This window comes from Streptomyces sp. NBC_01445, from assembly GCF_035918235.1.
In the GTDB taxonomy this organism is placed as follows: Bacteria; Actinomycetota; Actinomycetes; order Streptomycetales; family Streptomycetaceae; genus Streptomyces.
Genome location: NZ_CP109485.1, coordinates 8,901,907 through 8,923,807, shown reverse-complemented (window position 1 = coordinate 8,923,807; position 21,901 = coordinate 8,901,907). Strand labels below are relative to the sequence as shown.

The 21,901-nt window shown below is 69.1% G+C and carries 18 protein-coding genes and 1 pseudogene; 9 read left to right on the top strand and 10 right to left on the bottom strand.

The annotated features are described in order from the left end of the window. Nucleotides 1-464: 464 nt before the first annotated feature. Nucleotides 465-620, top strand: a complete 156-nt coding sequence (locus tag OG574_RS40730; protein WP_326777280.1) for a hypothetical protein — start codon at nucleotides 465-467, stop codon at nucleotides 618-620. A 12-nt stretch (nucleotides 621-632) separates the two neighbouring features. After that, nucleotides 633-1,563: pseudogene (locus OG574_RS40725) on the top strand (integrase core domain-containing protein). A 218-nt stretch (nucleotides 1,564-1,781) separates the two neighbouring features. Here the strand turns inward: OG574_RS40725 and OG574_RS40720 are convergent. Genes OG574_RS40720 through OG574_RS40710 form a run of 3 tightly spaced genes read right to left on the bottom strand, consistent with a single transcriptional unit; the run spans nucleotide 1,782 to nucleotide 4,035 of the window. Beyond that, complete coding sequence (locus OG574_RS40720) at nucleotides 1,782-2,489, bottom strand: B3/B4 domain-containing protein (RefSeq protein ID WP_326777279.1); 708 nt, start codon at nucleotides 2,487-2,489, stop codon at nucleotides 1,782-1,784. 35 nt (nucleotides 2,490-2,524) lie between these two features. Further along, entirely contained in the window at nucleotides 2,525-3,172 is a 648-nt protein-coding gene (locus OG574_RS40715; protein WP_326777278.1) for an FMN-binding negative transcriptional regulator, read from the bottom strand. A 26-nt stretch (nucleotides 3,173-3,198) separates the two neighbouring features. Continuing rightward, a complete protein-coding gene (locus tag OG574_RS40710) occupies nucleotides 3,199-4,035 on the bottom strand; it encodes an EamA family transporter (protein ID WP_326777277.1) in 837 nt (278 codons plus the stop codon). 116 nt (nucleotides 4,036-4,151) lie between these two features. Here OG574_RS40710 and OG574_RS40705 point away from each other — a divergent pair, with 116 nt between their 5' ends. The 6 genes from OG574_RS40705 to OG574_RS40680 all read left to right on the top strand — a co-directional run bounded on the left by OG574_RS40705 (nucleotide 4,152) and on the right by OG574_RS40680 (nucleotide 9,978). Continuing rightward, complete coding sequence (locus OG574_RS40705; protein WP_326777276.1) at nucleotides 4,152-4,736, top strand: helix-turn-helix domain-containing protein; 585 nt, start codon at nucleotides 4,152-4,154, stop codon at nucleotides 4,734-4,736. 316 nt (nucleotides 4,737-5,052) lie between these two features. Beyond that, nucleotides 5,053-5,808 carry an IclR family transcriptional regulator gene (locus OG574_RS40700; RefSeq protein WP_326777275.1) on the top strand — a complete coding sequence of 252 codons (756 nt, stop codon included), beginning with the start codon at nucleotides 5,053-5,055 and terminating at the stop codon, nucleotides 5,806-5,808. A gap of 110 nt (nucleotides 5,809-5,918) precedes the next feature. Next, nucleotides 5,919-6,926: a PDR/VanB family oxidoreductase gene (locus OG574_RS40695; RefSeq protein ID WP_326778769.1), complete on the top strand. Its 1,008-nt coding sequence runs from the start codon at nucleotides 5,919-5,921 to the stop codon at nucleotides 6,924-6,926. 59 nt (nucleotides 6,927-6,985) lie between these two features. Then, the gene (locus OG574_RS40690; RefSeq protein WP_326777274.1) at nucleotides 6,986-8,200 is read left to right on the top strand and encodes a cytochrome P450; all 1,215 of its coding nucleotides are present in this window, start codon (nucleotides 6,986-6,988) and stop codon (nucleotides 8,198-8,200) included. 57 nt (nucleotides 8,201-8,257) lie between these two features. After that, on the top strand, nucleotides 8,258-9,343 hold the full coding sequence (locus OG574_RS40685; RefSeq protein WP_326777273.1) for an S-(hydroxymethyl)mycothiol dehydrogenase: 1,086 nt from the start codon (nucleotides 8,258-8,260) through the stop codon (nucleotides 9,341-9,343). Further along, a complete protein-coding gene (locus OG574_RS40680) occupies nucleotides 9,340-9,978 on the top strand; it encodes an MBL fold metallo-hydrolase (RefSeq protein ID WP_326777272.1) in 639 nt (212 codons plus the stop codon). The genes OG574_RS40685 and OG574_RS40680 overlap by 4 nt, the downstream gene beginning before the upstream one ends. A gap of 498 nt (nucleotides 9,979-10,476) precedes the next feature. Here the strand turns inward: OG574_RS40680 and uidA are convergent, their stop codons facing one another. From uidA to OG574_RS40640, 7 genes are all read right to left on the bottom strand, one after another. Next, nucleotides 10,477-12,279 (bottom strand): beta-glucuronidase, encoded by a 1,803-nt coding sequence (uidA, locus tag OG574_RS40670; protein WP_326777271.1) that lies wholly within the window; start codon nucleotides 12,277-12,279, stop codon nucleotides 10,477-10,479. Nucleotides 12,280-12,291: 12 nt separating this feature from the next. After that, nucleotides 12,292-12,663, bottom strand: coding sequence for a hypothetical protein (locus tag OG574_RS40665; RefSeq protein WP_326777270.1), 372 nt, complete (start codon nucleotides 12,661-12,663; stop codon nucleotides 12,292-12,294). A 106-nt stretch (nucleotides 12,664-12,769) separates the two neighbouring features. Continuing rightward, a complete protein-coding gene (locus OG574_RS40660) occupies nucleotides 12,770-15,427 on the bottom strand; it encodes a family 78 glycoside hydrolase catalytic domain (protein WP_326777269.1) in 2,658 nt (885 codons plus the stop codon). 52 nt (nucleotides 15,428-15,479) lie between these two features. Next, nucleotides 15,480-17,339, bottom strand: a complete 1,860-nt coding sequence (locus OG574_RS40655; RefSeq protein WP_326777268.1) for a hypothetical protein — start codon at nucleotides 17,337-17,339, stop codon at nucleotides 15,480-15,482. Between the two features lie 64 nt (nucleotides 17,340-17,403). Continuing rightward, nucleotides 17,404-18,303 (bottom strand): carbohydrate ABC transporter permease, encoded by a 900-nt coding sequence (locus OG574_RS40650; protein WP_266567780.1) that lies wholly within the window; start codon nucleotides 18,301-18,303, stop codon nucleotides 17,404-17,406. A 2-nt stretch (nucleotides 18,304-18,305) separates the two neighbouring features. Continuing rightward, the gene (locus OG574_RS40645; protein ID WP_326777267.1) at nucleotides 18,306-19,211 is read right to left on the bottom strand and encodes a carbohydrate ABC transporter permease; all 906 of its coding nucleotides are present in this window, start codon (nucleotides 19,209-19,211) and stop codon (nucleotides 18,306-18,308) included. Continuing rightward, nucleotides 19,211-20,545 (bottom strand): ABC transporter substrate-binding protein, encoded by a 1,335-nt coding sequence (locus OG574_RS40640; RefSeq protein WP_326777266.1) that lies wholly within the window; start codon nucleotides 20,543-20,545, stop codon nucleotides 19,211-19,213. The genes OG574_RS40645 and OG574_RS40640 overlap by 1 nt, the downstream gene beginning before the upstream one ends. Before the next feature lie 278 nt (nucleotides 20,546-20,823). Between OG574_RS40640 and OG574_RS40635 the strand changes: the two genes are divergently transcribed. After that, nucleotides 20,824-21,852, top strand: coding sequence for a LacI family DNA-binding transcriptional regulator (locus OG574_RS40635; RefSeq protein WP_266567774.1), 1,029 nt, complete (start codon nucleotides 20,824-20,826; stop codon nucleotides 21,850-21,852). The last annotated feature ends 49 nt before the right edge of the window (nucleotides 21,853-21,901 follow it).

Sequence of the window (21,901 nt, the reverse complement as noted above, 5' to 3'; positions counted from 1 at the left end):
TGAAAGGGGTTGCCAGGCCGGTCACGGAACGGGGGCGCGCCGTGGCCCGCCCCGCAGTTCGCGGTGCGGATGGTGGCGCCTGATCCAGGGCGGCCTTTGCCGGATCGCTGAGAGCTGCCCGGCGCCCGGGCCGTTGTTGCCTGTCGCCAGGCGAGTCAAACAGTCGCTTCCCACTCCGGCAATCACTTGCAGAAACTTTCAGCAATTCTCTCTGGCTGGTGGGTGTCACGCGCTCCCTGGCGCGCGTCGACAACAGCACGGCGTGTTCGGGATGGTCGGGCCTGGCAGCATCCGGACCTTGGCGTGCCCAAGGCGAACCGGGGTGACCCTGAAGGTGCCAGTAACCTCGTCCGTGCTGGTCAGGCCACGTGTGAGCACTGTCGTGAGTCCCTGCCAGTCAGGGGTGACGGTAGGGACCTGCTCGGTGATTGCCGGCTGGCTCCGGCCGACGCCAGGACGGTCCGGTGCTGCTGCGACTGCCGTACATCACCCTGACGAGGATGTTCACCCTGATACGGCTCCTGCCGATGGGTGACCGCGACAAGGACGCCGAAATGTTGGCGCAGCGCCATCAACTCGCCGTGCTGCAGCGGCAGATCGACAAGCCGAAGCTCACCTGACCCGACCGCGCACTGCTCACCGCGCTTCTGCACCGCCTCCCCCGAGTACACCTTCATCGACCCCAGTTGATCAACTCCCCCGACACGCTGCTGCATTGGCGCCACCTGCTGCGCCGCCGCCACGCCAAGGCCTCACGTCCCAAGCGCCCCGGTCGACCGCGCACCGTGTATTCCGTCCGCGTCTTGGCGCTCCGGCTCGCACGGGAGAACTCGTTTTGGGGTACCGGCGCATACACGGCGAACTCGCCGCTCTCAGCATCACGGTCGCCGCCTCCACCGTGTGGAACTCCCTCAAGGAACACGGCATCGACCCCGCGCCCGAGCGCAATAGCACCACCTGGGCGGCATTCCTGCATTCTCAAGCACAGGCCATCCTCGCCGCCGGCTTCTTCGAGTCCAAGCCCCTGTCCGGGACGACCCTGCACGTCCTCGCGGTGATCGAGCACGCCACGCGGCGCGTGCGAATCCTCGGCGCGACCGCGCACCCGACCGCGCACCCGACCGCGGCCCGGGTCACCCAACTCGCGCCCAACACGGTGATGGATCTTCAGGAGACAGGCGCCAAGGTGAAGTTCTTGATCCGGGACCGGGACGTTCGCTGTCCGGCCGCTTCGACGCCGTCCTCCAGGCGGAAGGTATCGAGGTCGTACAGACCGGCGTCCGGATGCCGCGTATGAACGCGATCATGGAGCGATGGGTGCGAACCTGCCGGACCGGGCTCCTCGACCGCACCCTGATTTGGAGCAAGGCCCATCTACTCCACGCCCTGCGCGCGTACGAGCAGTTCTACAACCAGCATCGCCCCCACCGCACTCCCGCAAGCGCCGCGCCGCTCCGTCCCCTGCCCGAACCGATCAGCGAACCCGACCGGCTCACCCACCTCGAGGTCCATCGACACGACCGCCTCGGCAGTATCCTGCACGAGTACCAACATGCCGCGTGACCAGCCCGGACGTGGTTCTTGGCACCTATAGCGTCGACGCCGGAACCGAGTCGATCAAGCGGGTTGCCGAGGAAATGGGACGAGGAGGACCGTCGTCGCGAGGAAGGTGCCGCGGCAGCGCAGACGGGTGGCTCCCCCCGAGGCCCGAAGATGGTTTCGCCCAGGCCCTCCATGACGACGGGGACGCCGGCGACCGTGCTGGAGCTGGCCGTCGGGACTCAGGCTCCTGCCTGGGGCTGATCCGGGCTGAGGTAGTACACCCGGGCTTGCTCGGCGTGCGGAAGGAGGAGGCCCTGCAGCTCGTGCGCGGCGGTCTTGAGGAGGTGGCCGTCGCGGTCGGCCCGGAGGGTTTCGAGGACGAAGGCGACGTGGGTGGAGTCCTCGGTGACGCGGGTGCGGTGAGCGTCGCGGTGGTTCCAGTGGCGGGTCAGGACGCCAGTGGTGTCGGTGTAGATGATCTCGCCGGGCTTGGGATTCTCGATGGTGTCGGGTTCGCCGAGCGGGGTGAACTCCTCGCTGCCGTCTGCGTGGCGAATTTCGACGTCGCCGGTGACATGGTCCAGATCGAAGGCGCCGGCGGGCAGGCCGTGGCGGACGGAGACGGCGTTGTAGGAGTCGACGGCCGGATTGATGCGCGGCAGGATGCCCTTCTTGGCGAAGCGGCGGCCGAGCGCGTCGACGCTGGGGCGGATGCGGCGGGGATTGGTGCCGAAGGAGCGGTAGGCGGCGTGCCACGCCTCGATGCGCGGGTCGGTCTCGTCGGCGGGCTGCCAGGAGCCGTCAGCGAGCTGCTCCTCCAGGTTCTCCAGAGCGGCGGCCGTGTGGGGCCAGGGTTCGTGGCCGTGCACGCCGGTGGCGGTGACCAGGGCGATGAGGGTGTCGGGGAAGGCGTCTGCGACGGCGGGGCTGATGCCGAAGGCGGTCATGGGCGGGGTTCCGTTCCTATGGCGTGGGGTGGTGGTCAGGGCTTCCAAGGGCCGATGCGGTCCAGGCGTCGGAGCTGCTGGCGCGCGGTGGGCGCATCCAGGCCCTGGCCACGTCCGGCGAGGAGGTCGGCGACGGCGGTGCGGTGCTCGACGGGCTTGTGGTCGTCGTACTTGAACTTGGCCCGCACGTCGGTGACTTCCAGACGCAGGCCGCGGATGCCGGGCAGCATCCGGCCGTAAGGCGGCTGGTCGACGTCGACGGGGCCGTGGTCGCCGTCGGGCTGGAAGTGGGCGAGCTGGCGGCGCAGCAGCTCAGCCTTGGCCTCGGGGTCGTCGACGATGTGGGCGTGGCAGGTGAACTGGACGGTGGCGTAGTAGCTGGTGGGGACGCCGTCTGTGGGTGGTGTGTCGGGCTTGACGCGCCAGGGGCCGGGGACGAAGGCGTAGTCGCCGATGACGGTGAAGGTGACGTTCGGGTCGTGCTCGATCGCCTTCCAGACCGGGTTGGGCCGGGCAAGGTGGATGAGGAGCTGGTTGCCGTCGGAAGTGAAGTGGGTGGGGACGACGGTGGGCGGCTGGCCGGGCAGGCCGTTGACGCTGAGCTGGCCGAAGTCGTGGCCATCGGCGATCCAGGTCTGCCATTCGGCGTCGTCCAGGCCGGCGTCCCAGGGCTGGATGAACATGTGTTTCTCCTTGACTGTGGGATCGCTCAGGTGAGGGCGAGGAGGCTGACGGCGACGGCGGCGGTGCCCAGCCCGACGAGCTGACCGCGGTGGATGCGTTCGGCGAGCACCTTGCGGGCGAGCAGGACGGTGCCGGCCGGGTAGAGGGCGGTGATCACTGCGACGACGGTGAGGTCTCCGCTGCGGGCGGCGAGCAGGAACAACAGGTTCGCCAGCGAGTCCAACACCCCGGCGGCGGCCGACATGGCGTAGGCGGGCTTCTCGGGGCCGAGCCTGCGGTGCATGATCCCGGCCGCGACCAGGGTGACCGCGGAGGAGACCGCCCTGCCGATGACCAGCGGGGCCATCCCGCTGTCCGACGGCGCCTGGTGCAGGAAGATCAGCTGGAGCGCGATCGCGGCGCCCGCACCCAAGGCCAGCAGCAGCGCCGTCCGGGAAGGCCGCGCGGAGCCCGCGCCGTGCCCGGCGCTGACCAGGACCACCGCCGCCAGCGCGAGCGGCAGGCCCAGGAGTCCGGCCATACCCAGGCGCTCGCCCTGCATCAGGCCCACGCCGACGGGCAGCGCGGCGGACACCAGCGCGGTGACCGGGGACAGGACGTTCATGGGGCCGATGGCCAGGGTCTTGTAGAGCAGGGCGAACGCGGCGGCCGAGGCGACACCGGAGGCGGCACCCCAGCCGAGCGCGGCCGGGCTGAACGACGCGCCGAGGACCGGCCACAGCAGCAGCTCGACTGCGAGGCTGGCCGGGGCGGCGACCATCACGGTGCGCAGAACGTGCGCCTTTCGGGCACCGAGGCCGCCGAGGAAGTCGGCGCATCCGTAGGCGAGTGAGCTGCCCAGAGCCAGCAGCAGAGCGATCACGGGTACATCCCTTACTATTCAGCGGAACGACTAAACCGTACGATGAAACGACCGACCCGGTCAACCAAACGACCGTGCGGTGCATTCCAGTGGCCCACTGTGAGGATGGTGAGGGGATGGCCGAGACAGAGGCAGCCCTGCGGACACTCGCCCACAACGTCAGGGCGGCCCGCACCCGTGCGGGCCTGTCCCTGGACGAACTCGGCCGGCGCGCCAAGGTCAGCAAGGGGGCCCTGGTCGGACTGGAGAAGGCACAGGGCAACCCGAACTTCGCCACCCTGGTCCGGCTGGCCGACACGCTCGGCGTCTCGGTATCCGCCCTGATGGAAGGACCGGCCGACGGACGCGTCCGCGTCGTGGACGCCGACGCCGTGATGCCCCTGTGGGCCGGAGAACGGGGCAGCGAGGCCCGGCTCATGCTGACGACCTCAGGACCGGCCCCGGTAGAGGTCTGGCGTTGGCGACTGGAACCCGGCGAGGAATACCCCAGCCACCCCCACCAGGCCGGAGTCGTCGAAACCGTCAGCGTCACCTCAGGACAGATGGTCCTGATCGTCGACGGCGCCGAGCACCCCGTGGAAGCCGGACAGACCGCCACCTTCGACGGCGACGCCACCCACACCTACCGCGGTGCGGGCACCGAAACCTGCCACCTGATCATGACGGTCCACCTGCCGCCCGGCCCTGCGACAACCGCCTGACCTCGTAAGGGCCACGTGGAGTGCCCGTTCGCGCCGACTGCGGGCGGGCCCAACTGCCGTAGCCCGAGGCAGCGTTGAAGTGGAAGACATGCATCGTCGCCCGACACAGGCGGCACTGCGCGCTCCCCGAGGCATCGTCCCGCACGTACGCGACGCCATGGGACGCGCGGCCCCTTTTGCGCTGCGCGGGCACCCTGGCGCGGTGCTCCCCGTGGACGACGGGTGGGCTGCGATGTGACGCCGGGACGCGTCCTTCACGTGAACCGAAATCGAGCCGGGATCTTGACGCGCCCGGCAGGAATCCGATGATGGCCACGTGAAGTCACAGAACGGCGAGTCGGTACTGGCCCGGGCCGTGCGGATCTTCGAGGCGTTCACGCCCGAGGAGCCGGCCCTGACCGTCTCGGAGATCTCCCGGCGTACGGGCCTGCACATGGCGACCGCATCGCGGCTGGTCGCCGAATTGGTCTCGCACGGCTTCCTCGCACGCGACGCGGACCGGCGGGTACGCATCGGCATACGCATGTGGGGGCTGGTGACGCGCGCCTCGCCCGCACTTTCTCTGCGCGACACCGCCATGCCCTTCATGGAGGGCGTCCACGACGTGGTGGGCCACCACGTGCAGTTGGGCGTCCTCGACGGCGACGATGTGCTGTTCGTGGAGCGGCTGAGCGCGCCTGGCGCGGTCATCAACTACACCCGCATCGCGGGCCGTCTGCCGTTGCACGCGTCGTCCAGCGGTCTGGTCCTGCTCGCCCACGGATCCGCAGACTTGTGCGATCGAGTCCTAGCCGAACCCCTGCACCGTTATACCGAGGCCACGCCCGCCACCGCGCCGCAACTGCGCGCCGTGCTCGCGGACGTCCGGCAGCAGGGATACGCGTGCTGTCCCGGATACGTACACCCGGACGCCCTGGGCATCGCGGCTCCGGTGCGGGACAGCCGGGGGAAGGTGCTGGCCACGCTGTCGGTGATCGTCCCGAACGAGGCCGGGGCCACTTCCGTCGCCTCGGTGGTCCGCACCGCCGCACGCGGTATCTCCCGTGCCCTGGGGGCACCGACATCGGGGTGAGCGCCGCTTGAGCGAGCGGAGAATTCCTCTCTCACTCATTGAGAATGGCGTCGCGCCCTCCACCGCGGCCCACGCATCCTTCCTGGAACCCAACGATGGAAGGCGACAACGTGGTCGGAACCAGCGTGGTTGTGAATGCCGTTCCCGGCCCCGACAAGAGTCGGCCGGGAACAAGGAACGCGGTGTCGTTGACCGTCGCCGCGAAGGAGCGGGTGGCTGAGGGCGTCGTGTCCCTCACGCTCACGCATCCGGACGGCGGACGGCTGCCGGACTGGACGCCGGGCTCCCATATCGATCTCGTACTGCCGGAGGGGACGACTCGGCAGTACTCGTTGTGCGGTGACCGGTGGGACGCGTACACGTACCGGGTCGCCGTCCTGAGGGAACCTGACGGGCGCGGGGGATCCGCGTACGTGCACGACCGGCTGCGGCCGGGTGACCGGGTCGGCGTCGGCGGGCCGCGCAACAACTTCCCCCTGGTGCCGTCGGAGAAGTACCTCTTCGTCGCGGGCGGCATCGGGATCACTCCCCTGCTGCCGATGGTGCGCCAGGCCGAACTCCTCGGCCTGGATTGGCAGTTGTTGTACGGCGGCCGAACCCGAGGCTCGATGGCCTTCCGTGACGAGCTCGCGGCGGCTTATGGCTCGCGGGTGCGCATCGTTCCGCAGGACGAGCTCGGACTTCTGGACCTCGAAGCCTGGCTCGGCACTGAGCTCCCGGGCACAAAGGTGTACTGCTGCGGCCCTGCCCCGCTGCTTGCCGCGGTGGAAAGTGCCTGCGCGTCGTGGGCTCCGTACGCCCTGCACACCGAACGCTTCACCGCCTCCGATCAAGCAGCGCCGGTGCAGGACGCGGCCTTCGAGGTCGAACTGCGGCGTAGCGGGCGCACCGTCACCGTTCCTCGCGACGTCTCCGTGCTGCAGGCGATCCGGGAGGCGGGCGTGGACGTCCTGTCGTCCTGCGAGCAGGGCACCTGCGGAACCTGTCTGACACCGGTCACCGAAGGGCAGCCGGACCACCGGGACTCGATCCTCACGGATCGCCAACGGGCCGCGAACAACTGCATGTTCGTGTGCGTGTCGCGGTCGTGCGGGGATCGTCTCGTCCTCGATCTGTGAGGGCCGCGAGGCCCGTCCGAGCCGCACCAGCCCCTCCCACTCATCCTCTTGGAGCCGCGATGACCGAGGCACCCGCACGTGCCGTGGCGAAGCCCGTCAGCGACGCCGACCCGTTCGCCCACGAGCACCTGCTGAACCCCGATCCCCTGCATCAGGCGCTGCGCGAGGCCGGCCCCGTCGTGCGTCTCTCCCGCTACGACGTCCACGCGCTCGCCCGCTACGAGCAGGTGCACGCCGCGCTGGTGGACTGGCAGCACTTCGAGTCGGGCTCGGGCGTGGGCCTGGCGAACTTCCGCCACGAGGAAGCCTGGCGTGCGCCGAGCCTGCTCCTCGAAGCCGACCCTCCCCTGCACGACGCGCCACGCCGGGTCCTGCGCGAGACCCTCGCCCCGCCCGCACTGCGCCGCCTGCGCGACACCTGGGCCGCGACGGCGGATGAACTGGTGGACCAAGTCCTCAAAAACGGGCCGGAGTTCGACGCCTTCACGGCACTGGCGGAGGCTTTCCCGCTGCGGGCCTTCCCCGATGCCGTGGGCCTGGGGCCCGACGGCCGGGAGAACCTCCTGCCGTACGGCAACATGGCCTTCAACGCGTTCGGCCCGCGTAACGACCTCGTCGCCGCCGACGCCCACCGCGCTGCCGCGCTGGGAGCATGGGTCAACGCCCAGTGCGCACGCGAGGCCCTGACGGCGAACGGATTCGGCGCCGAGATCTGCGCAGCCGCCGACCGTGGTGAACTCAACTACGCGCAGGCTCCGTTGGTCGTACGGTCACTGCTCACCGCGGGAGTGGACACGACCGTGCACGGCCTGGCGGCCTGCCTCTACGCGTTCGCCACGCAACCGCAGGAGTGGCAACGGCTTCGCGAGCGGCCGGAGTTGGCGCGGGTCGCCTTCGACGAGGCAGTGCGGTGGCAGTCGCCGGTGCAGACGTTCTTCCGTACCGCCACCACCGATGTCACGATCGCCGGCACCACCATCCCGGAGGGCACGAAGATCCTCATGTTCCTCGGCGCCGCCAACCGCGACCCGGACCGCTGGAGCGAGCCCGACCGCTTCGACCTCACACGTGACCCGTCCGGCCAGGTCGGCTTCGGCATGGGCATCCACCAGTGCATCGGACAGCACGTCGCCCGCCTGGAGGCGGAGGCGCTACTGACCGCCCTGGCCCGGCGAGTCGAGTCGTTCGAGCTGACGGGCGCACCGCGCCGGCACGCCAACAACACTTTGCGCGCATGGGAGTCCCTGCCGATACGCATCCGTCCGGCCGCCTGACCATCCCTGTCTGCACCCACAGAACTACTCACCTGCACCACTCGAGAGGATTGCGCAATGCCCCAGCACGTACGTGGAGTTGTGGCACGGGCGAAGGGCGAGCCCGTCGCCATCGAGACCATCCTGATCCCCGATCCGGGCCCGGGCGAGGCGGTGGTACGGATCCAGTCCTGCGGGGTGTGCCACACCGACCTGCACTACCGCGAGGGCGGGATCAACGACGAGTTCCCGTTCCTCCTGGGACACGAGGCGGCGGGCGTGGTGGAGTCGGTGGGCGCCGACGTCACCGACGTGGCTCCGGGCGATTTCGTCATCCTCAACTGGCGTGCAGTGTGCGGACGTTGCCGGGCCTGTCGGCGCGGGCGACCTCAGTACTGCTTCGACACGCACAACGCGCGACAGAAAATGACACTGGCCGACGGCACCGAGCTCACCCCCGCCCTGGGCATAGGCGCGTTCGCGGACAAGACCCTCGTCGCCGCCGGACAGTGCACCAAGGTCGACCCGGCCGCGTCCCCCGCTGCCGCGGGCCTGTTGGGGTGCGGCGTCATGGCGGGGCTCGGCGCCGCGATCAACACCGGAGGGGTCACCCGAGGTGACTCCGTGGCCGTCATCGGCTGCGGCGGGGTCGGTGACGCGGCCGTGACAGGCGCCCGCCTCGCAGGTGCTGCGAAGATCATCGCCGTGGACCTCGACGACCGTAAGCTCGCGACTGCCACTGCCCTGGGCGCCACGCACACGGTCAACTCACGGGAGACCGACCCGGTCGGGGCGATCCGCGAACTGACCGGCGGCTTCGGCGCGGACGTGGTCATCGACGCCGTCGGCCGACCGCAGACGTATCACCAGGCCTTCTACGCTCGCGACTTGGCCGGAACAGTGGTACTCGTCGGAGTACCGACCCCCGAGATGACACTGGAGCTGCCCCTCCTTGACGTCTTCGGCCGCGGCGGGTCACTGAAGTCGAGCTGGTACGGCGACTGCCTGCCGTCGCGCGACTTCCCTCTGCTCATCGACCTCTACCTCCAAGGCCGCCTGGACCTCGACGCGTTCGTATCGGAGACCATCGCCCTGGAGGACGGCGAGGACGCCTTCGCCCGGATGCACAAGGGCGACGTGCTGCGCTCGGTGGTGACCCTGTGACGGGCGGCGGCCCGCGTATCGAGCACCTCGTCACGTCCGGCACCTTCAGTCTGGACGGCGGCACATGGGAGGTGGACAACAATGTCTGGATCGTGGGCGATGACGAAGAAGTGATCGTCATCGACGCGGCACACGATGCCGGAGCCATCACCGAGGCCATCGGGGACCGGCGGCTCAAGGCCATCGTCTGCACGCACGGACACGACGACCACATCGACGCCGCCCCCGCCCTCGCGGACGCGACCGGTGCCCCGGTCCTGATCCACCTCGAGGACCGACTGCTCTGGAAGCACACCCACCCCGGCCGCTCCCCTGACGGCTACCTCTCCGACATGCGGCGGATCACCGTGGCCGGAACAGCGTTGACGGTACTCAGCACGCCGGGGCACACGCCCGGGGCGATCTCGCTCCACGCGCCGGATCTGGGCACCGTCTTCACCGGGGACACCCTGTTCGCCGGTGGACCGGGAGCGACCGGCCGGTCTTACTCCCACTTCCCGACCATCGTCCGCTCCATCAGGGACCGGCTGCTCGTCCTTCCACCGGAGACGGTGGTGCGCACCGGTCACGGAGAGTCGACCACGATCGGCGCCGAGGCTCCGCACCTCGACGAATGGATCGCCAGGGGCCACTGACGCGAAGGCCACACCTGCGAACCCGGAAAGTCTCTCTCACAGCCAAGGTGCACGGATGCAGATCGTCGGCGGCATGCAGGACGGGGTGGTTCGCGTGGCGAGATTGTCGCCGGACGGGGAGAGCGCCGTCGGGCTCACCAAGCTGCGCGCGACGACGATCCGCCCTCGGAGGGTTGATCAAGAAGTACCAGCGGGCCGCCTGACCAAACGACATCGCCACAGCTCACGGCATCGAATCGTATTTCCGAGCGGGACAGGTCGGCGGCCTGCCCGGCTTGCTCCGGCGCGTGCTGTAGTCCCACCTGTCCGCGACAAGCCTTCGGTGCCAGGCGAGCAAGGTCCCCTGCGTCACTGGGAACACGTGCGCCCAGCGCAGCCGGGCTATCAGCGCGGGCAGCGCCGCAAACCACAGCCGGTCCCCCGCAGCACGAGGGGGCCACCACGCCGGACGCGGGCTGAGCCGAGCGCTCACCGTCCGGCTCACGGAGGGCAACGCCCTCAACCAGCACTGGGGCGAGACGGCTTGCGCCCGTCCAACCCCACCCAGCGGCGCCGAAGTTCGTGCGCCGCCGCCTTCGGCTTGCGGTCCCGGGTGAAGACGCCCTTGCGGTTGCCGTCGACGCGGTGGATGCCATGCGAGGTCTGGAAGTCGGCGAAGTTCCACACGTGTTCGCCGACAACGGCCTCGACGCGGTCGAACGCGCGGTGGCTGGCCGCGAGATACGCCGACTGGTACTCCTCCGTCCACGGCTGATCCCACACCGAGTGCAGGCCCGGCATGGTGTCGGCCCCGTACTCGCTCATCAGCAGCGGCCTGCCGAACTTCGCCGCCCAGCCGTTCAGGTCGCCCTCCATCATCGCCTCGGCGGCTGCGAGGTCACCCGTCGCGATGTACCAGCCGTAGTAGCGGTTGATGCAGATGACGTCGAAGAGTTCGGCGATGCGGTCGTTCTCGGAGGTCGCGAACATCACGGCCGCGTAGGTGACCGGGCGGGTCGGGTCCAGCTTGCGGGTGAGTTCGACGAGCGGCTCGAAGTACTCCCGGGCGCCTTCCTCGTTGGAGGCGGGCTCGTTGGCGATGCACCACATGACGACGCTGGGGTGGTTCTTGTCGCGGGTGATCAGTTCACGGATGGCCTGCGCGTGGGCGGCACGGGTCTCGTCGTTAAAGGTGTCGGGCGAGAAGGTGGGTCTCGGCGGGGTGCCTTGCAGGCCGGCCTCGACGGCGAGGTTCAGGCCGACGGCGGCGGTCTCGTCGATGACGACGATGCCGTGCCGATCGGCGAAGTCCATCACCTCCTCCGCGTACGGATAGTGGGCGGTGCGAAAGGAGTTGGCGCCGGCCCACTCCATCAGCTGGAAGTCGTGGACCAGATAGGCGTCGTCGTGGCCCTTTCCGCGCACGGCGGTGTCCTCGTGCTTGCCGAATCCGGTGAAGTAGAACGGCTCGCCGTTGATGAGGAATTGGATGCCGCGGACCTCGACGGTGCGTACGCCGAAAGGCTGGGCGTAGGTGTCGAGGACCGTCCCCGCGCTGTCGACGATCTCCGCGACGAGGTCGTACAGGTACGCCGCGCCCGGCCGCCACGGCGTCACGTCGTCGATCCGCACGCTACCGCTCGCGCCCTCGGCGGCGGCGACCTCGGCGCCTGTGGCGTCCAGGACACGGACCCGCACCTGAGCGTGGCCGCTGGTCTCCACCTCGTACTCGACCGTGCCGCTCGTACCGTCGAGGCCGGTGACGACGGTGACGTCGTCGACGTAGATGTCCGGCACGCTGTACAGCCACACCGAGCGGGCGAGGCCCGCGTAGTTGTAGAAGTCGTGCAGGTACGTCTGTTTGCGTCGGCCCGTCTGGTCGACGGTGATGCGGCCGGGCGGGACGGTGGTGTGGGTGAGCTCGTTGTTGACGCCGATGGTCAGCCTGAACTCCCGCCCTGCGCCGACGTATTCGGTAATATCTCCCTCGAACGGCGTGTATCCGCCGACATGTTCGGCGACCAGGACGTCGTCCACATAGACTTGTCCTTCGTGTGTGGCGGCGTCGACGCGCAGGATGACCCGCTCGTCGGCCCAGCCGCGCGGCACGCGCACGGTGCGCTGGTACCAGACCCAGCCGACGTGGTCGCGGATGGCGCTGTCGGTGAACAGGTCGTTGTAGCTGGCGGGCACAGGGGCTTCGAGCGGGGTGTCAAGCGGTCCGGTCCACGGCTGGTCGCCTGCGCCCGCCGCGGTGGCGAACTTCCACAGGCCGTCGAGGTTCACCAGTTCGCGGGTGGCGGTGGAGCGGGGTTTCAGCATGGAGTGGTCTCCTCAAGAGTGGATCGCGGCGGGCGCTGGGACCGGCTCGTGGCACCTGACGTCATCGGCTGCGAAGGCGCCCTGGATGGTGATGTCGCCGGCTTCGAATCCGCGGCTGCCGTCGGGGAGCGTGTACTGCAGCCGTTCCAGCGGTCCGTTGACGGCCTCGTTGTGGATCACCGCGCCGATCCCGAACGGCGACACCTCCCGTACCGCCTCCTGTACTGCGGCGACAGCCGAGCGCAGGCTGTCCGCGTCGTGGCCGAGGAACCACGCCATCGCGAGGTGGCCCACTCCGTGCGGCCGCAGCTCGGCCAGCTTGGTCGGATCGGCCTCGGGCCCCTTCCCCTCCGGTATGGGCTTCTTGCGATCGGTCAGGTGCATGACGCTCAGGCCGGTCAGCTGGCGACCTTCTGCTCCAGCGTCAGCCGGGACACCAGCTTCCCGACCGCGTCGTCGCTGTGCAGGACGGACATGTGTGCTCCCTGGTTCAGAGGTTCGTTTGCCAGGCGCTGCGGCCCGGGCCGACCGTCAGTTGCTCACCGTCGGGCAGGACGACGGTGGCGGTGGATGTGGGCGGGACCTCGACGGTGAGGTCCAACTCCCCGTCCTGGATGCGCCATTCGACGGCGATGGTGCCGCGCGGGCTGTCGAAGGTGCCGCGCGCCCAGCCGACCGACGAGTGCGGTACGGGCGCGACGACGAACTGCTCCCAGGCCACGGACCCTTCGGCCTGGCGCAGCCCAAGGGTGTGGGTGTGCAGGAAGTGAATAACGGCGCCCTTGCTGTAGTGGTTGAGCGATTCGTGCGCGTCGCCGTGCTCGTCGACGCCGTCCCACTCCTCCCAGATGGTGGTGGCGCCGCGGTCGAGCATGCCGAGCCAGGACGGCGAGGTGCGCTGGAGCAGGACTTCGTACGCCAGGTCGGTGTGACCGGTGTCGGCGAGGGCGGGCAGCAGGTCGGCGGTGGAGAGGAAGCCGGTGCCCAGGTGGGTTCCGGCCTCGCGGATCAGGTCGGCCAGGCGCCCGGCGACCGCGTCCCGCATCTTCTCGGGGGCGAGGCCGAGCGACAGTGCACGGACGTAGCTCGCCTGGGTGTCGACCGTGGTGCGGCCGGTGTCGTCGAGGAACTCCGTACGCCAGGCCTCCTTGATCCGTTCCGCGAGGCGTGCGTACCGGGCGGCCGCGTCCTCGCGGCCCAGGACCCCGGCGATCGCGGCCAGGGTGGCGGTGGAGCGGTAGAGGAAGGCGGTGCCCACCTCGCCCTTGTCGGCCGCCGTCCAGTCCTGTTCCGGTGCGACGATCGAGCCGTCGGCGGCGCGGCGCTTCGGTTCGCACCACTCCCCCCAGTGGAAGGAGCCGTCCCAGATGAACTCCTCGTGCGGGAGGGGTTCCGCGGACCTGGCCACCCGGGAGGGGTGCCGGGCCGTCCGCGCGGTGGCCAGGGCCCATTCGACCCAGCGGACCATCGCGTCCCAGTTCTCGTCGAGGCCGCGGCGGTCGCCGTACGTCTCGTACAGGAGCCACGGTACGAGGACGACGGCGTCGCCCCAGCCGGCGGATCCCGTCATGCTGTCGAGACGCTGGTCGGTGCGGAGCTTGATGCGCCTCCCGTCGGGCGAGAAGTTGGCGATGCGTCCGTCGTCGAGCTGGTCGTCGCGGACCGAGCGCAGCCATTTGCGGCTGAAGCCGTGGATGTCGTAGAGGCGGGCGGCGGTGGGCGCGAAGACCTGGTAGTCGCCGGTCCAGCCGATGCGCTCGCGGGTCGGGCAGTCGGTGGGTACATCGACGGCGTTGCCCCGGAAGCTCCAACGGGCCACGTCGTACAGGCGGTTGAGGTCCTCGTTGCCGCACGCGAAGGTGCCGGTGGAGCGCAGGTCCGTGTGGACGACCCGCATGGTGAGGCTCGACGTGTTCAGGGGTGCGTCGCCGCGCTCCAAGCGGGCGTAGCGGAATCCGTGCACGGTGTGCCGGGGCTCGAAGACCTCGCCTTGGGTGCCGGAGGAGACGACCTCGTCGTGCTGGACGAAGACGGTCACCGGGTCGCCGGGGCGCTGACAGTCGAGGTGGGTAGTGGTCAGGTCACCGGTCGAGGGGTCGACGTGCTCTCCGTAGTCGATCGCGGTGCGGGTGCCGGCCGGGCCGAGGTCGGCGAGGGTGATCCAGCCGGAGGCGTTCTGGCCGAAGTCGGCGACCCAGGCGCCGCTCTGCAGCCGGGTGAGCGAGAGGGCGGGGCGGTCCTCGATGCGGCGTACGGGCGGAGCCGGGGACCAGTCGACCGGGGGTGCGCTCACGGCGTCGACGAGGACGGTGCTTCGTTCGGTGACCGGGGTGAGGAAGTCGGTGATCTGGCCGTCCATCAGGTCGGCGCGGGTGACGGGGCCGGGGGCGGACGTCCATGGCTCGCCGGTGCGGATCACTTCGCGTGTTCCGTCGGCCAGTTCGAGGTGCAGCTCCGCGCGGGCGGCGAGCAGGTCTCCCCAGCCCGCTGGTTTGCGGAAGGCGCCGACCTGGCCGCGGTACCAGCCGTCGGACAGCACGATCTCGAGGGTGTTGACGCCGGTGCGGACGGACGAGGTGACATCGGCCGCCTGCGCGTAAAGGGTTCGGTCGTACGAGGTCGAGCCGGGCGCGAGTTCGGCGGTGCCCACGCGCTCGCCGTTCACGAATGCCTCGTACACCCCGAGAGCCGTGGAGTACAGGCGTGCCCGCACCACCTCGGAGGTGTCGAAGGCGGCGCTCAGGGTGTGCGCTGGCCGCGTGCCGGGCGGGAGATGAGAGGCCCGCTGATCGTCGGCCGGGGTGATCCAGGAGGCCTTCCAGTCGCCGTCAAGCAGCCCGGCCTCGAAGGCGTGCCAGGAACTCCACGCCGACGACTGTGTCGCGGTGCTGGGTCGCACCCGCCAGCGCACCCGCTCGCCGCTGCGCAGCGCAGGCACCGGCCAGTCGACCAGCAAGTGGCCGGTGACGAGGGCGTGTTGCTGCGGCTGTCCGTCGACGTGGATCTGCAGTTCGTACTCTTCGCCCGCCGCCGCGGTGTTCCGCGGCGGCTTCCAGGAGAGGCGAGGGCGGCTGCCGGACACCGGAAACCGGTCGCCGCCGCTGTCGATCGCCAACTCGTAGGGGATTTCAGGGGTGTTGTGCGTCATCCGGTTCGTTTCCTCCGGTGTCCGGATCTGGATCCGCTGGGATCCGCCTGGTTCAGTGGCCGTTGGCCGGCTGCGCGTAGGTGGTGCCGTCGATGGTCGTGGTGAGTGTGCCGACCGCCTGGAAGTCGTTGCCGAGCATCACGGACGGGCCGAGGGTGAACCCGTCGGAGCCGGTCTGCTTGGTTCCGGTGTGCTTGCCGGACAGCTTCAGGTCCTCGGTCCAGGTGAGGCAGGCGAACTCCGAGGCCGTGCCCGGTGTGCAGCCGAGCGCCGTGTTGGCCTTCCGCTCGACCTTCTCCGTGCCGTTGATGATGTTCGTGCCGTCGTCGCTGTAGTTGCTGTAGGCGACGGCGACGCTCAGCGGCTGGGTGCCGGTGCTGTTGTTGGTGATCTGTACGGTGGCCGTACCCTGGGCCTTGCCCTGCATCGTGTACGTGGCGGCCGGGATCGCCTTCGCCGCTGCCGGAGGATTGTCCGGGTCGTAGGGTGTGCCCCAGGTCTTGTCGGACACCGGTGCGGGCGTCACGGGCGCGGTGGGCTTGAAGTCAGGGAAGCGGGCGATCATCAGGCGGCTGTTACGGCCGCCGGGTTCGGTCGAGTCGGCACAGCGGTGCGGGGTCGGGTTGGCGCCGCAGGCCAGGTTCTCGGTGTAGACGACGGCGGTGCTGTCGGCGAGCCAGGCCGGGTCGGCGGCCATATTCCAGTTCCGGTCGGATCCGGCATTGATCTGGAATCCGTCACCGGTCTTCGGGTCGACGAGCCAGGGCGAGAAGTAGCGGCGGTTGCCCTCGTTGCGGATCCCCGCGATGTACGGGGCGGTGCCTCCGTGCGCGGTGAGTGCCGGGATGCCCGGCATGCCGGAGATGAAGTCGAGGCGGCCTGAGCCCTTGACCTCTTCGGCGAGCAGCCACTTGCCGTTGGGCGATGCCGCCATCGGGTCGGTGTAGTGGGCGTTCCGGGTGATGGGCTGGGAGGCGCCGGTGGCCAGGTCGGTGGCCCAGGCGTCCATGCTGTCGGAGTTCGCGCTCTGGATGCCGAGGATGCCCCGCCCGTCGGCGGTGAAGCCGCGCGGTTCGCCGATCATTCCGGCCTGGTTGAAGCGCAGTTGGTTGCCCTTCTCGACGACCAGGGGCTGGTACGCGGCCGAGGGGTTGGCGAGGGCCGAGACGCCCACCAGCTCGTAGCGGCCCTTCTCTTTGTCGTAGCTGATCCGGCCGACGTACCCGGTCTCCGTGAGTGCCCGATAGTCAAGGACGTCCCACACCAAATGCAAGCCGTCGTTGCTCAGCCGCCATTCCCGGCCGTTGTTGATGCCGGAGCTGTCGGCCTTGAAGAGCGGCTTGTCGTTCCAGTAGATGGGGGTGATCTTGGTGTTGGCGGGGGTGCAGCGCGGGTCGGTGACCGCGTACTCGGTACCGTTCGCGCCGCACGACAGGATGCCGTTGCCCACCAGGACGCGCTTGCGGTCGGGCAGCTCGTTCGCGGGCGGGTAGACGAACTGGCTCGTCTCGATCTCAGACCCGTAGGCCACCCCGCAGGTGACGCACTTCCACGCCTCACCGTTCGGGAAGGTGCTGCCGTCGGTGCGGACCACCAGGACCTGGTTGCCGCTGTAGACGCTCGCCGGGCCGGACTCCGGTGCTCCGGCATAGGTGAGGCCGAGGAACACGTACTTCGAGCTCCTGGCGGGGCCCGGGGTCCCGATGCCGCTCCAGTCGGCCGAGACACAGCCGGTGGGATGGGTGCAGACGCCGTCTTGCGGGACGGTCGGCGGCACCGGCAACTCACTTATACTGACCCGCGGTTGAGTGGTGCCCGACGTGTCCACGGCCGTGGACACCTGGGCGCTGGGCAGGGCCGCTGCGAGCGCCAGTACGGCGGCCGCGCTTCCTCTGAGGAGGATGGAACGCACACTCCGAACTCTCATGATCTTGGCAGCTTCCTGACTGGTCGGTGCGGGGTCATTTGAGACGTGGTCACTTGAGCGCTCCCGCCGAGAGGCCGCTGATGATGTGGCGCTGCGCGATCGCGTAGAAGACGACGATCGGCAGTACCGCGATGAGCGACGCGGCGAGCAGGATCTGTTGTTGCGGGGTGTCCGCGGACATGAAGTTGGTGAGGCCGCGTTGTACGGGCATGAGCGAGCTGTCGTTGAACAGCACCAGGCCCATGAGGTACTCGTTCCAGACGCCCATGGCCTGGATGACGGCCACCGCGATCAGCCCGGGCCTGGCCAGCGGCAGGATGATCCGCCAGAAGGTTGTGAACAGGTTGGCGCCGTCGATGGCGGCGGCCTCTTCCAGTTCCTTGGGCTGGCTGGCGAAGAACCCGCGCATGATCAGGATGGAGATCGGCAGCCCGCCCGCGATGAGGACGAGGATGTAGCCCATACGGGTGTTGGCGAGCCCGAGCGTGATCAGCAGTTTGTACTGGGCGATGAACGACGCCGGCAGCGGGATGATCATGATGACGAGGATCGCGCCCACGATGGCGCCCCGGCCGGGGAACTCGATGCGGGCGAGGGCGTACCCGGCGAGGCTCGCGATGACCAGGATCCCGAGGACCGCGGCCGTGGTGTAGAGGAGGCTGTTGGGCAGGTACTGGCTGAAGCCTCCTTCGTTCCAGGCGGTGGCGAAGTTGCCCCATTCGAAGGGGTGGGGAATGAAGTCGGTGCCCTTGTACAGCTGCTTGCCGCTCTGCAGGGAGCCGCTGAGCACCCAGAGCACCGGCACAAGAGCCTCGAGTGCTCCCGCGATCAGCAGGGCGTACAGGGCTATGCGCGGCAGACGGCCGACGCGGCGTTTCGCCTTCGACGATGTCGGTTCCGGCATCGACGGCGTATCGGACTCCCGTGCGGGGTCGAGAAGCGTGTTCATCGTCAACGTCCCTTCTCCGTCCGGGAGTCGGTGCTTCCGCCGAGCCGACGGGAGACCCACAGCTGGACACAGGCCAGGGCCACCAGGCACAGCCCGAAGATGACGGACATCGCCGCCGCACGGCCGTACTCGCTGTACTGGAAGGCCTGTTGGTAGATGTGCAGGGTCGGGACCTCGGTGTGCCCGGCGGGGCCGCCGTTGGTCAGTACCTGGACCGTGCCGAAGATCTGCAGTCCGCTCAGCAGGGTCAGCACGCTCACGATGCCGGTGACGTGGGACATCCCGGGCCAGGTGACGTAGCGGAACTGGGACCAGCCTCGGGCGCCGTCCAGTGACGAGGCCTCGTACAGTTCCTTGGGCACGTCCTGTCGGCCGGCCAGGAAGAGGATGAAGCCGAAGCCCCAGTGGTACCAGACGAACACGGCGGCGACCGCTATCACTGCTGTCTTTGGGTCCCCCAGCCAGTTGTGCTGCAGACCGTCGAGGCCGACCGTTTTGAGCATCTGGTTGACGATCCCGATGTTCGGGTCGAGGAACCACGAGAACATCACGCCGACCACCACCGTGGAGAACACGCCGGGCAGGTAGTAGACGGTGCGGAAGAACGCCGACCCGCGGCGGGCCCGATGCACGGCGAGCGCCATCACCATCGACACCGCGTTGGCGACGATCAGGCCGACCAGGCCGTACAGGACGGCGTTCTTCATCGAGCCCCAGAACTGGGTGTCGTCCAGTACATACCTGTAGTTGTCGAGCCCGACGAGCGGCGAGTCCAGGCTCACCCCGTCCCAGGACTGGAAGCTCAGCAGAATGCCCTGCACGAACGGGACCACCGTGAACAAGGCGATCATGGCCAGTGCCGGCGCCAGGAAGAGCCAGGCAGCCAGCACACGACTGCGGCGCCGCACTACGCGCTCTTCTGCGCCGCGTCGAGGTCACCGAGGACCTGGTCGACCGAGCGTTCCTTGAGGACGAGGGCCTGAGTGCCCTTCTGCAGGGCGGTGTTGACCTGCTCCAGGATCTGGTTCTGGACGAGCTGGATGTCGGAGATCTTCGCGGCGATGCCGGTCAGCTGCTGGGGGATGGTCTTCGACGACACGGCCTGGGCCGAGGGGATCAGCGGGACGCCCTCGGCCCAGGCCTGCTGCTGGTCCGGCGCGGTCAGCCACTTGAGGAACTTCAGCGCCTTGTCCGCGTTCTTGCTGCGCGGGTTGACCGCGGCGCCCTTGGCCGCGCCGCCGACCAGGCGCGGTGTCTGGGTGCCGTCGTTGGCCTTGGGCAGCGGGAAGGAACGGAAGTCGGTGAAGTCGGGTGCCGTCGCGCGGGCCACACCGACCGCCGAGGTGCCGTCGAAGATGGCCGCTACACCCTGGGTGTTGAAGAAGGCCTTCTCCACGGTCGGGTTGTCGCCGTTCCCGTTCGGAATCGACCCGTTGTAGATCACGCCGGCGTCCCGCAGGTCGACGACGAGCTGCAGGGTCTTGCGCCAGCCCTCGCTCTTCCAGCTGTTCTTGCCGACGAAGGTGGCGTTCAGCTCCTCGTCGGACATGTAGTTGGACCCGTAGGACTGGATCAGCTGGTTGGACAGGCTCGTCGCGAACCAGAAGGGGCCCTTGCCCGTCTTCTTGATCTTCCGCAGCTGGTCGATGAACTCGCTCATGGTGGCGGGCGCCTGGTCCGGGTTCAGCCCGGCGCCCTTGTACATCGCGGCGTTGACGAAGACTCCCAGGGCCGGGGTCTCCCAGTGCGCGCTGTAGGTGCCCGGCTTCACATGCTGCGGATTGTCCGCCCCGAACGTCGTCGTCTTGAGCGTGGCGGGGCGGAAGGTGTCGCCCCAGCTGCCCTTCAGCTGGTCGGTCAGGTTCATGGCCCAGCCGGCCTTGTAGTAGGGCGCCATGGAGTGGCCGTCGACCACCGAGTAGATGTCCGGCATGTTGCGGGCCTGGGAGCTCGACTGGAGCTTGGTCAGGAAGTCGGCGGGACCGACATCGTCGATCTTGATCTTCACGCCGGTCTGCTTCGTGTACTGCTGGGCCAGCTTCTTCAGCGTCGCGGCCTGGCCACGCGACTGGTTCATGAACACGATCTCCTTGCCGCCGCCGGAGCCGCCCGAGTCGCCGGAGCCGCAGGCCGCCAGCGTCGCGGTGGCCAGGCCGGCACCGACAGCTCCGAGGAGGCCGCGCCGGGAAAGTCCGCTGGAAGAGGTCGGCCGCGTCGGGCCCGCCGTGTGGAATCGCGTCATTTTGGGTCTGTCCCTTTGAGTGAGTGGCGAAGACGTCGCGCGAAGAACCGCCGGCCACAGAGGTCCGAAAAGAAGTGACCTTGGTGCTCGAAATAATTTTCTGCCGGTCGCGCTGGCGGTGAACGCTAGAACCGCACCACCCGTCCGTCAATCCCTTCCGCATGGTTAATTTTCCAGTGCAGCAACGGTCTCGATCTGGAGGGTTAACGAAAATATTTTCGGTGCTACGGTGCTGCGCAACGCGGGCCGCTGACCCGCCACTTGCCCCTGGGAGAGCTATGGCATCCGAGCCCCAACGCGTCACCCTTGCGCAGGTCGCCGAGTCCGCCGGCGTCTCGGTCGCCACCGTCTCCAAGGTCATCAACGGCCGCCCCGACGTGGCCAAGGAGACGCGCGACAAGGTCCTGGATCTCCTGCGGGACCACAACTACGGCGGCTATCGGGACGATCTGCGCTCGCATCCCACCGTGGAGCTGTTCTTCGGTTTCGAGCGGCTGAGCATCTACCACACCGAGATCATCCAGAGCGTGGTGGACGCCGGGGCCCGTGAGGGCATCGCCGTGGTGGTGGGCCGGCGCGGCGACCACGATCCGACGACCGATGCCATCGCCTGGGCCCGCGGCCTCGCCGCCGCGGGACGACGCGCCGTCATCGCCGTTACGGCGAACTCCTTGCCGACACCGGCCCGTGAGGCCCTCGCCCGGTACCGGATGCCGCTGGTGCTGCTCGACCCGGAGGTGCTGCCCGACCACTCGATCGTCAGCGTCGGCGTCACCAATTTCTCCGGCGGCCACACCGCGGCCGCACATCTCCTCTCCCTGGGCCACCGCCGTATCGCCTACCTCGGCGGCACCGAGCGCGCCGGCTCCAATCAGGCACGGCTGCACGGCTTCCGCAGCGCGATGGAGGCGGCCGGTGCGCCGGTGGCACCCGAACTGGTCCGGCACGCCGGCACGTTCCACGCCGCCGAGGGCGTGGAGCACGGGGGACGGCTGCTGGCGCAGGACCCCGCGCCCACCGCGGTGTTCGCCGCCTCCGACGAACTGGCCGCCGGGGTCATCGAGGCCGCCCGGCGGCGCGGGCTGCGCGTGCCGGAGGACCTGAGCGTCGTCGGTTTCGACAACACGCCCCTCGCCGAGGTGACGTCCCCGCCGCTGACCACGATCCACGGCCCCGTCCGCGAGATGGGCGCCGTGGCTCTGCGCACCGCCCTCCAGATGGCCGCCGAGGAGAAGATCGACTCCCACCACGTGGAACTGGCCACGCAGTTGGTCGTACGAGACTCCACCCGGCCCCCGCGCGACTGATCCGGGCAGCCGAGAGGCCCACCACCACCCACCGCCTGTCGAAGCCCTG

Coding starts and splice junctions, on each gene's coding strand:
- OG574_RS40640 (WP_326777266.1), bottom strand. CDS start 20,545: ATGACGCGATTCCACACGGCGGGCCCGACGCGGCCGACCTCTTCCAGC.
- OG574_RS40635 (WP_266567774.1), top strand. CDS start 20,824: ATGGCATCCGAGCCCCAACGCGTCACCCTTGCGCAGGTCGCCGAGTCC.
- OG574_RS40720 (WP_326777279.1), bottom strand. CDS start 2,489: ATGACCGCCTTCGGCATCAGCCCCGCCGTCGCAGACGCCTTCCCCGAC.
- uidA (WP_326777271.1), bottom strand. CDS start 12,279: ATGCTGAAACCCCGCTCCACCGCCACCCGCGAACTGGTGAACCTCGAC.
- OG574_RS40660 (WP_326777269.1), bottom strand. CDS start 15,427: ATGACGCACAACACCCCTGAAATCCCCTACGAGTTGGCGATCGACAGC.
- OG574_RS40685 (WP_326777273.1), top strand. CDS start 8,258: ATGCCCCAGCACGTACGTGGAGTTGTGGCACGGGCGAAGGGCGAGCCC.
- OG574_RS40650 (WP_266567780.1), bottom strand. CDS start 18,303: ATGAACACGCTTCTCGACCCCGCACGGGAGTCCGATACGCCGTCGATG.
- OG574_RS40705 (WP_326777276.1), top strand. CDS start 4,152: ATGGCCGAGACAGAGGCAGCCCTGCGGACACTCGCCCACAACGTCAGG.
- OG574_RS40715 (WP_326777278.1), bottom strand. CDS start 3,172: ATGTTCATCCAGCCCTGGGACGCCGGCCTGGACGACGCCGAATGGCAG.
- OG574_RS40665 (WP_326777270.1), bottom strand. CDS start 12,663: ATGCACCTGACCGATCGCAAGAAGCCCATACCGGAGGGGAAGGGGCCC.
- OG574_RS40690 (WP_326777274.1), top strand. CDS start 6,986: ATGACCGAGGCACCCGCACGTGCCGTGGCGAAGCCCGTCAGCGACGCC.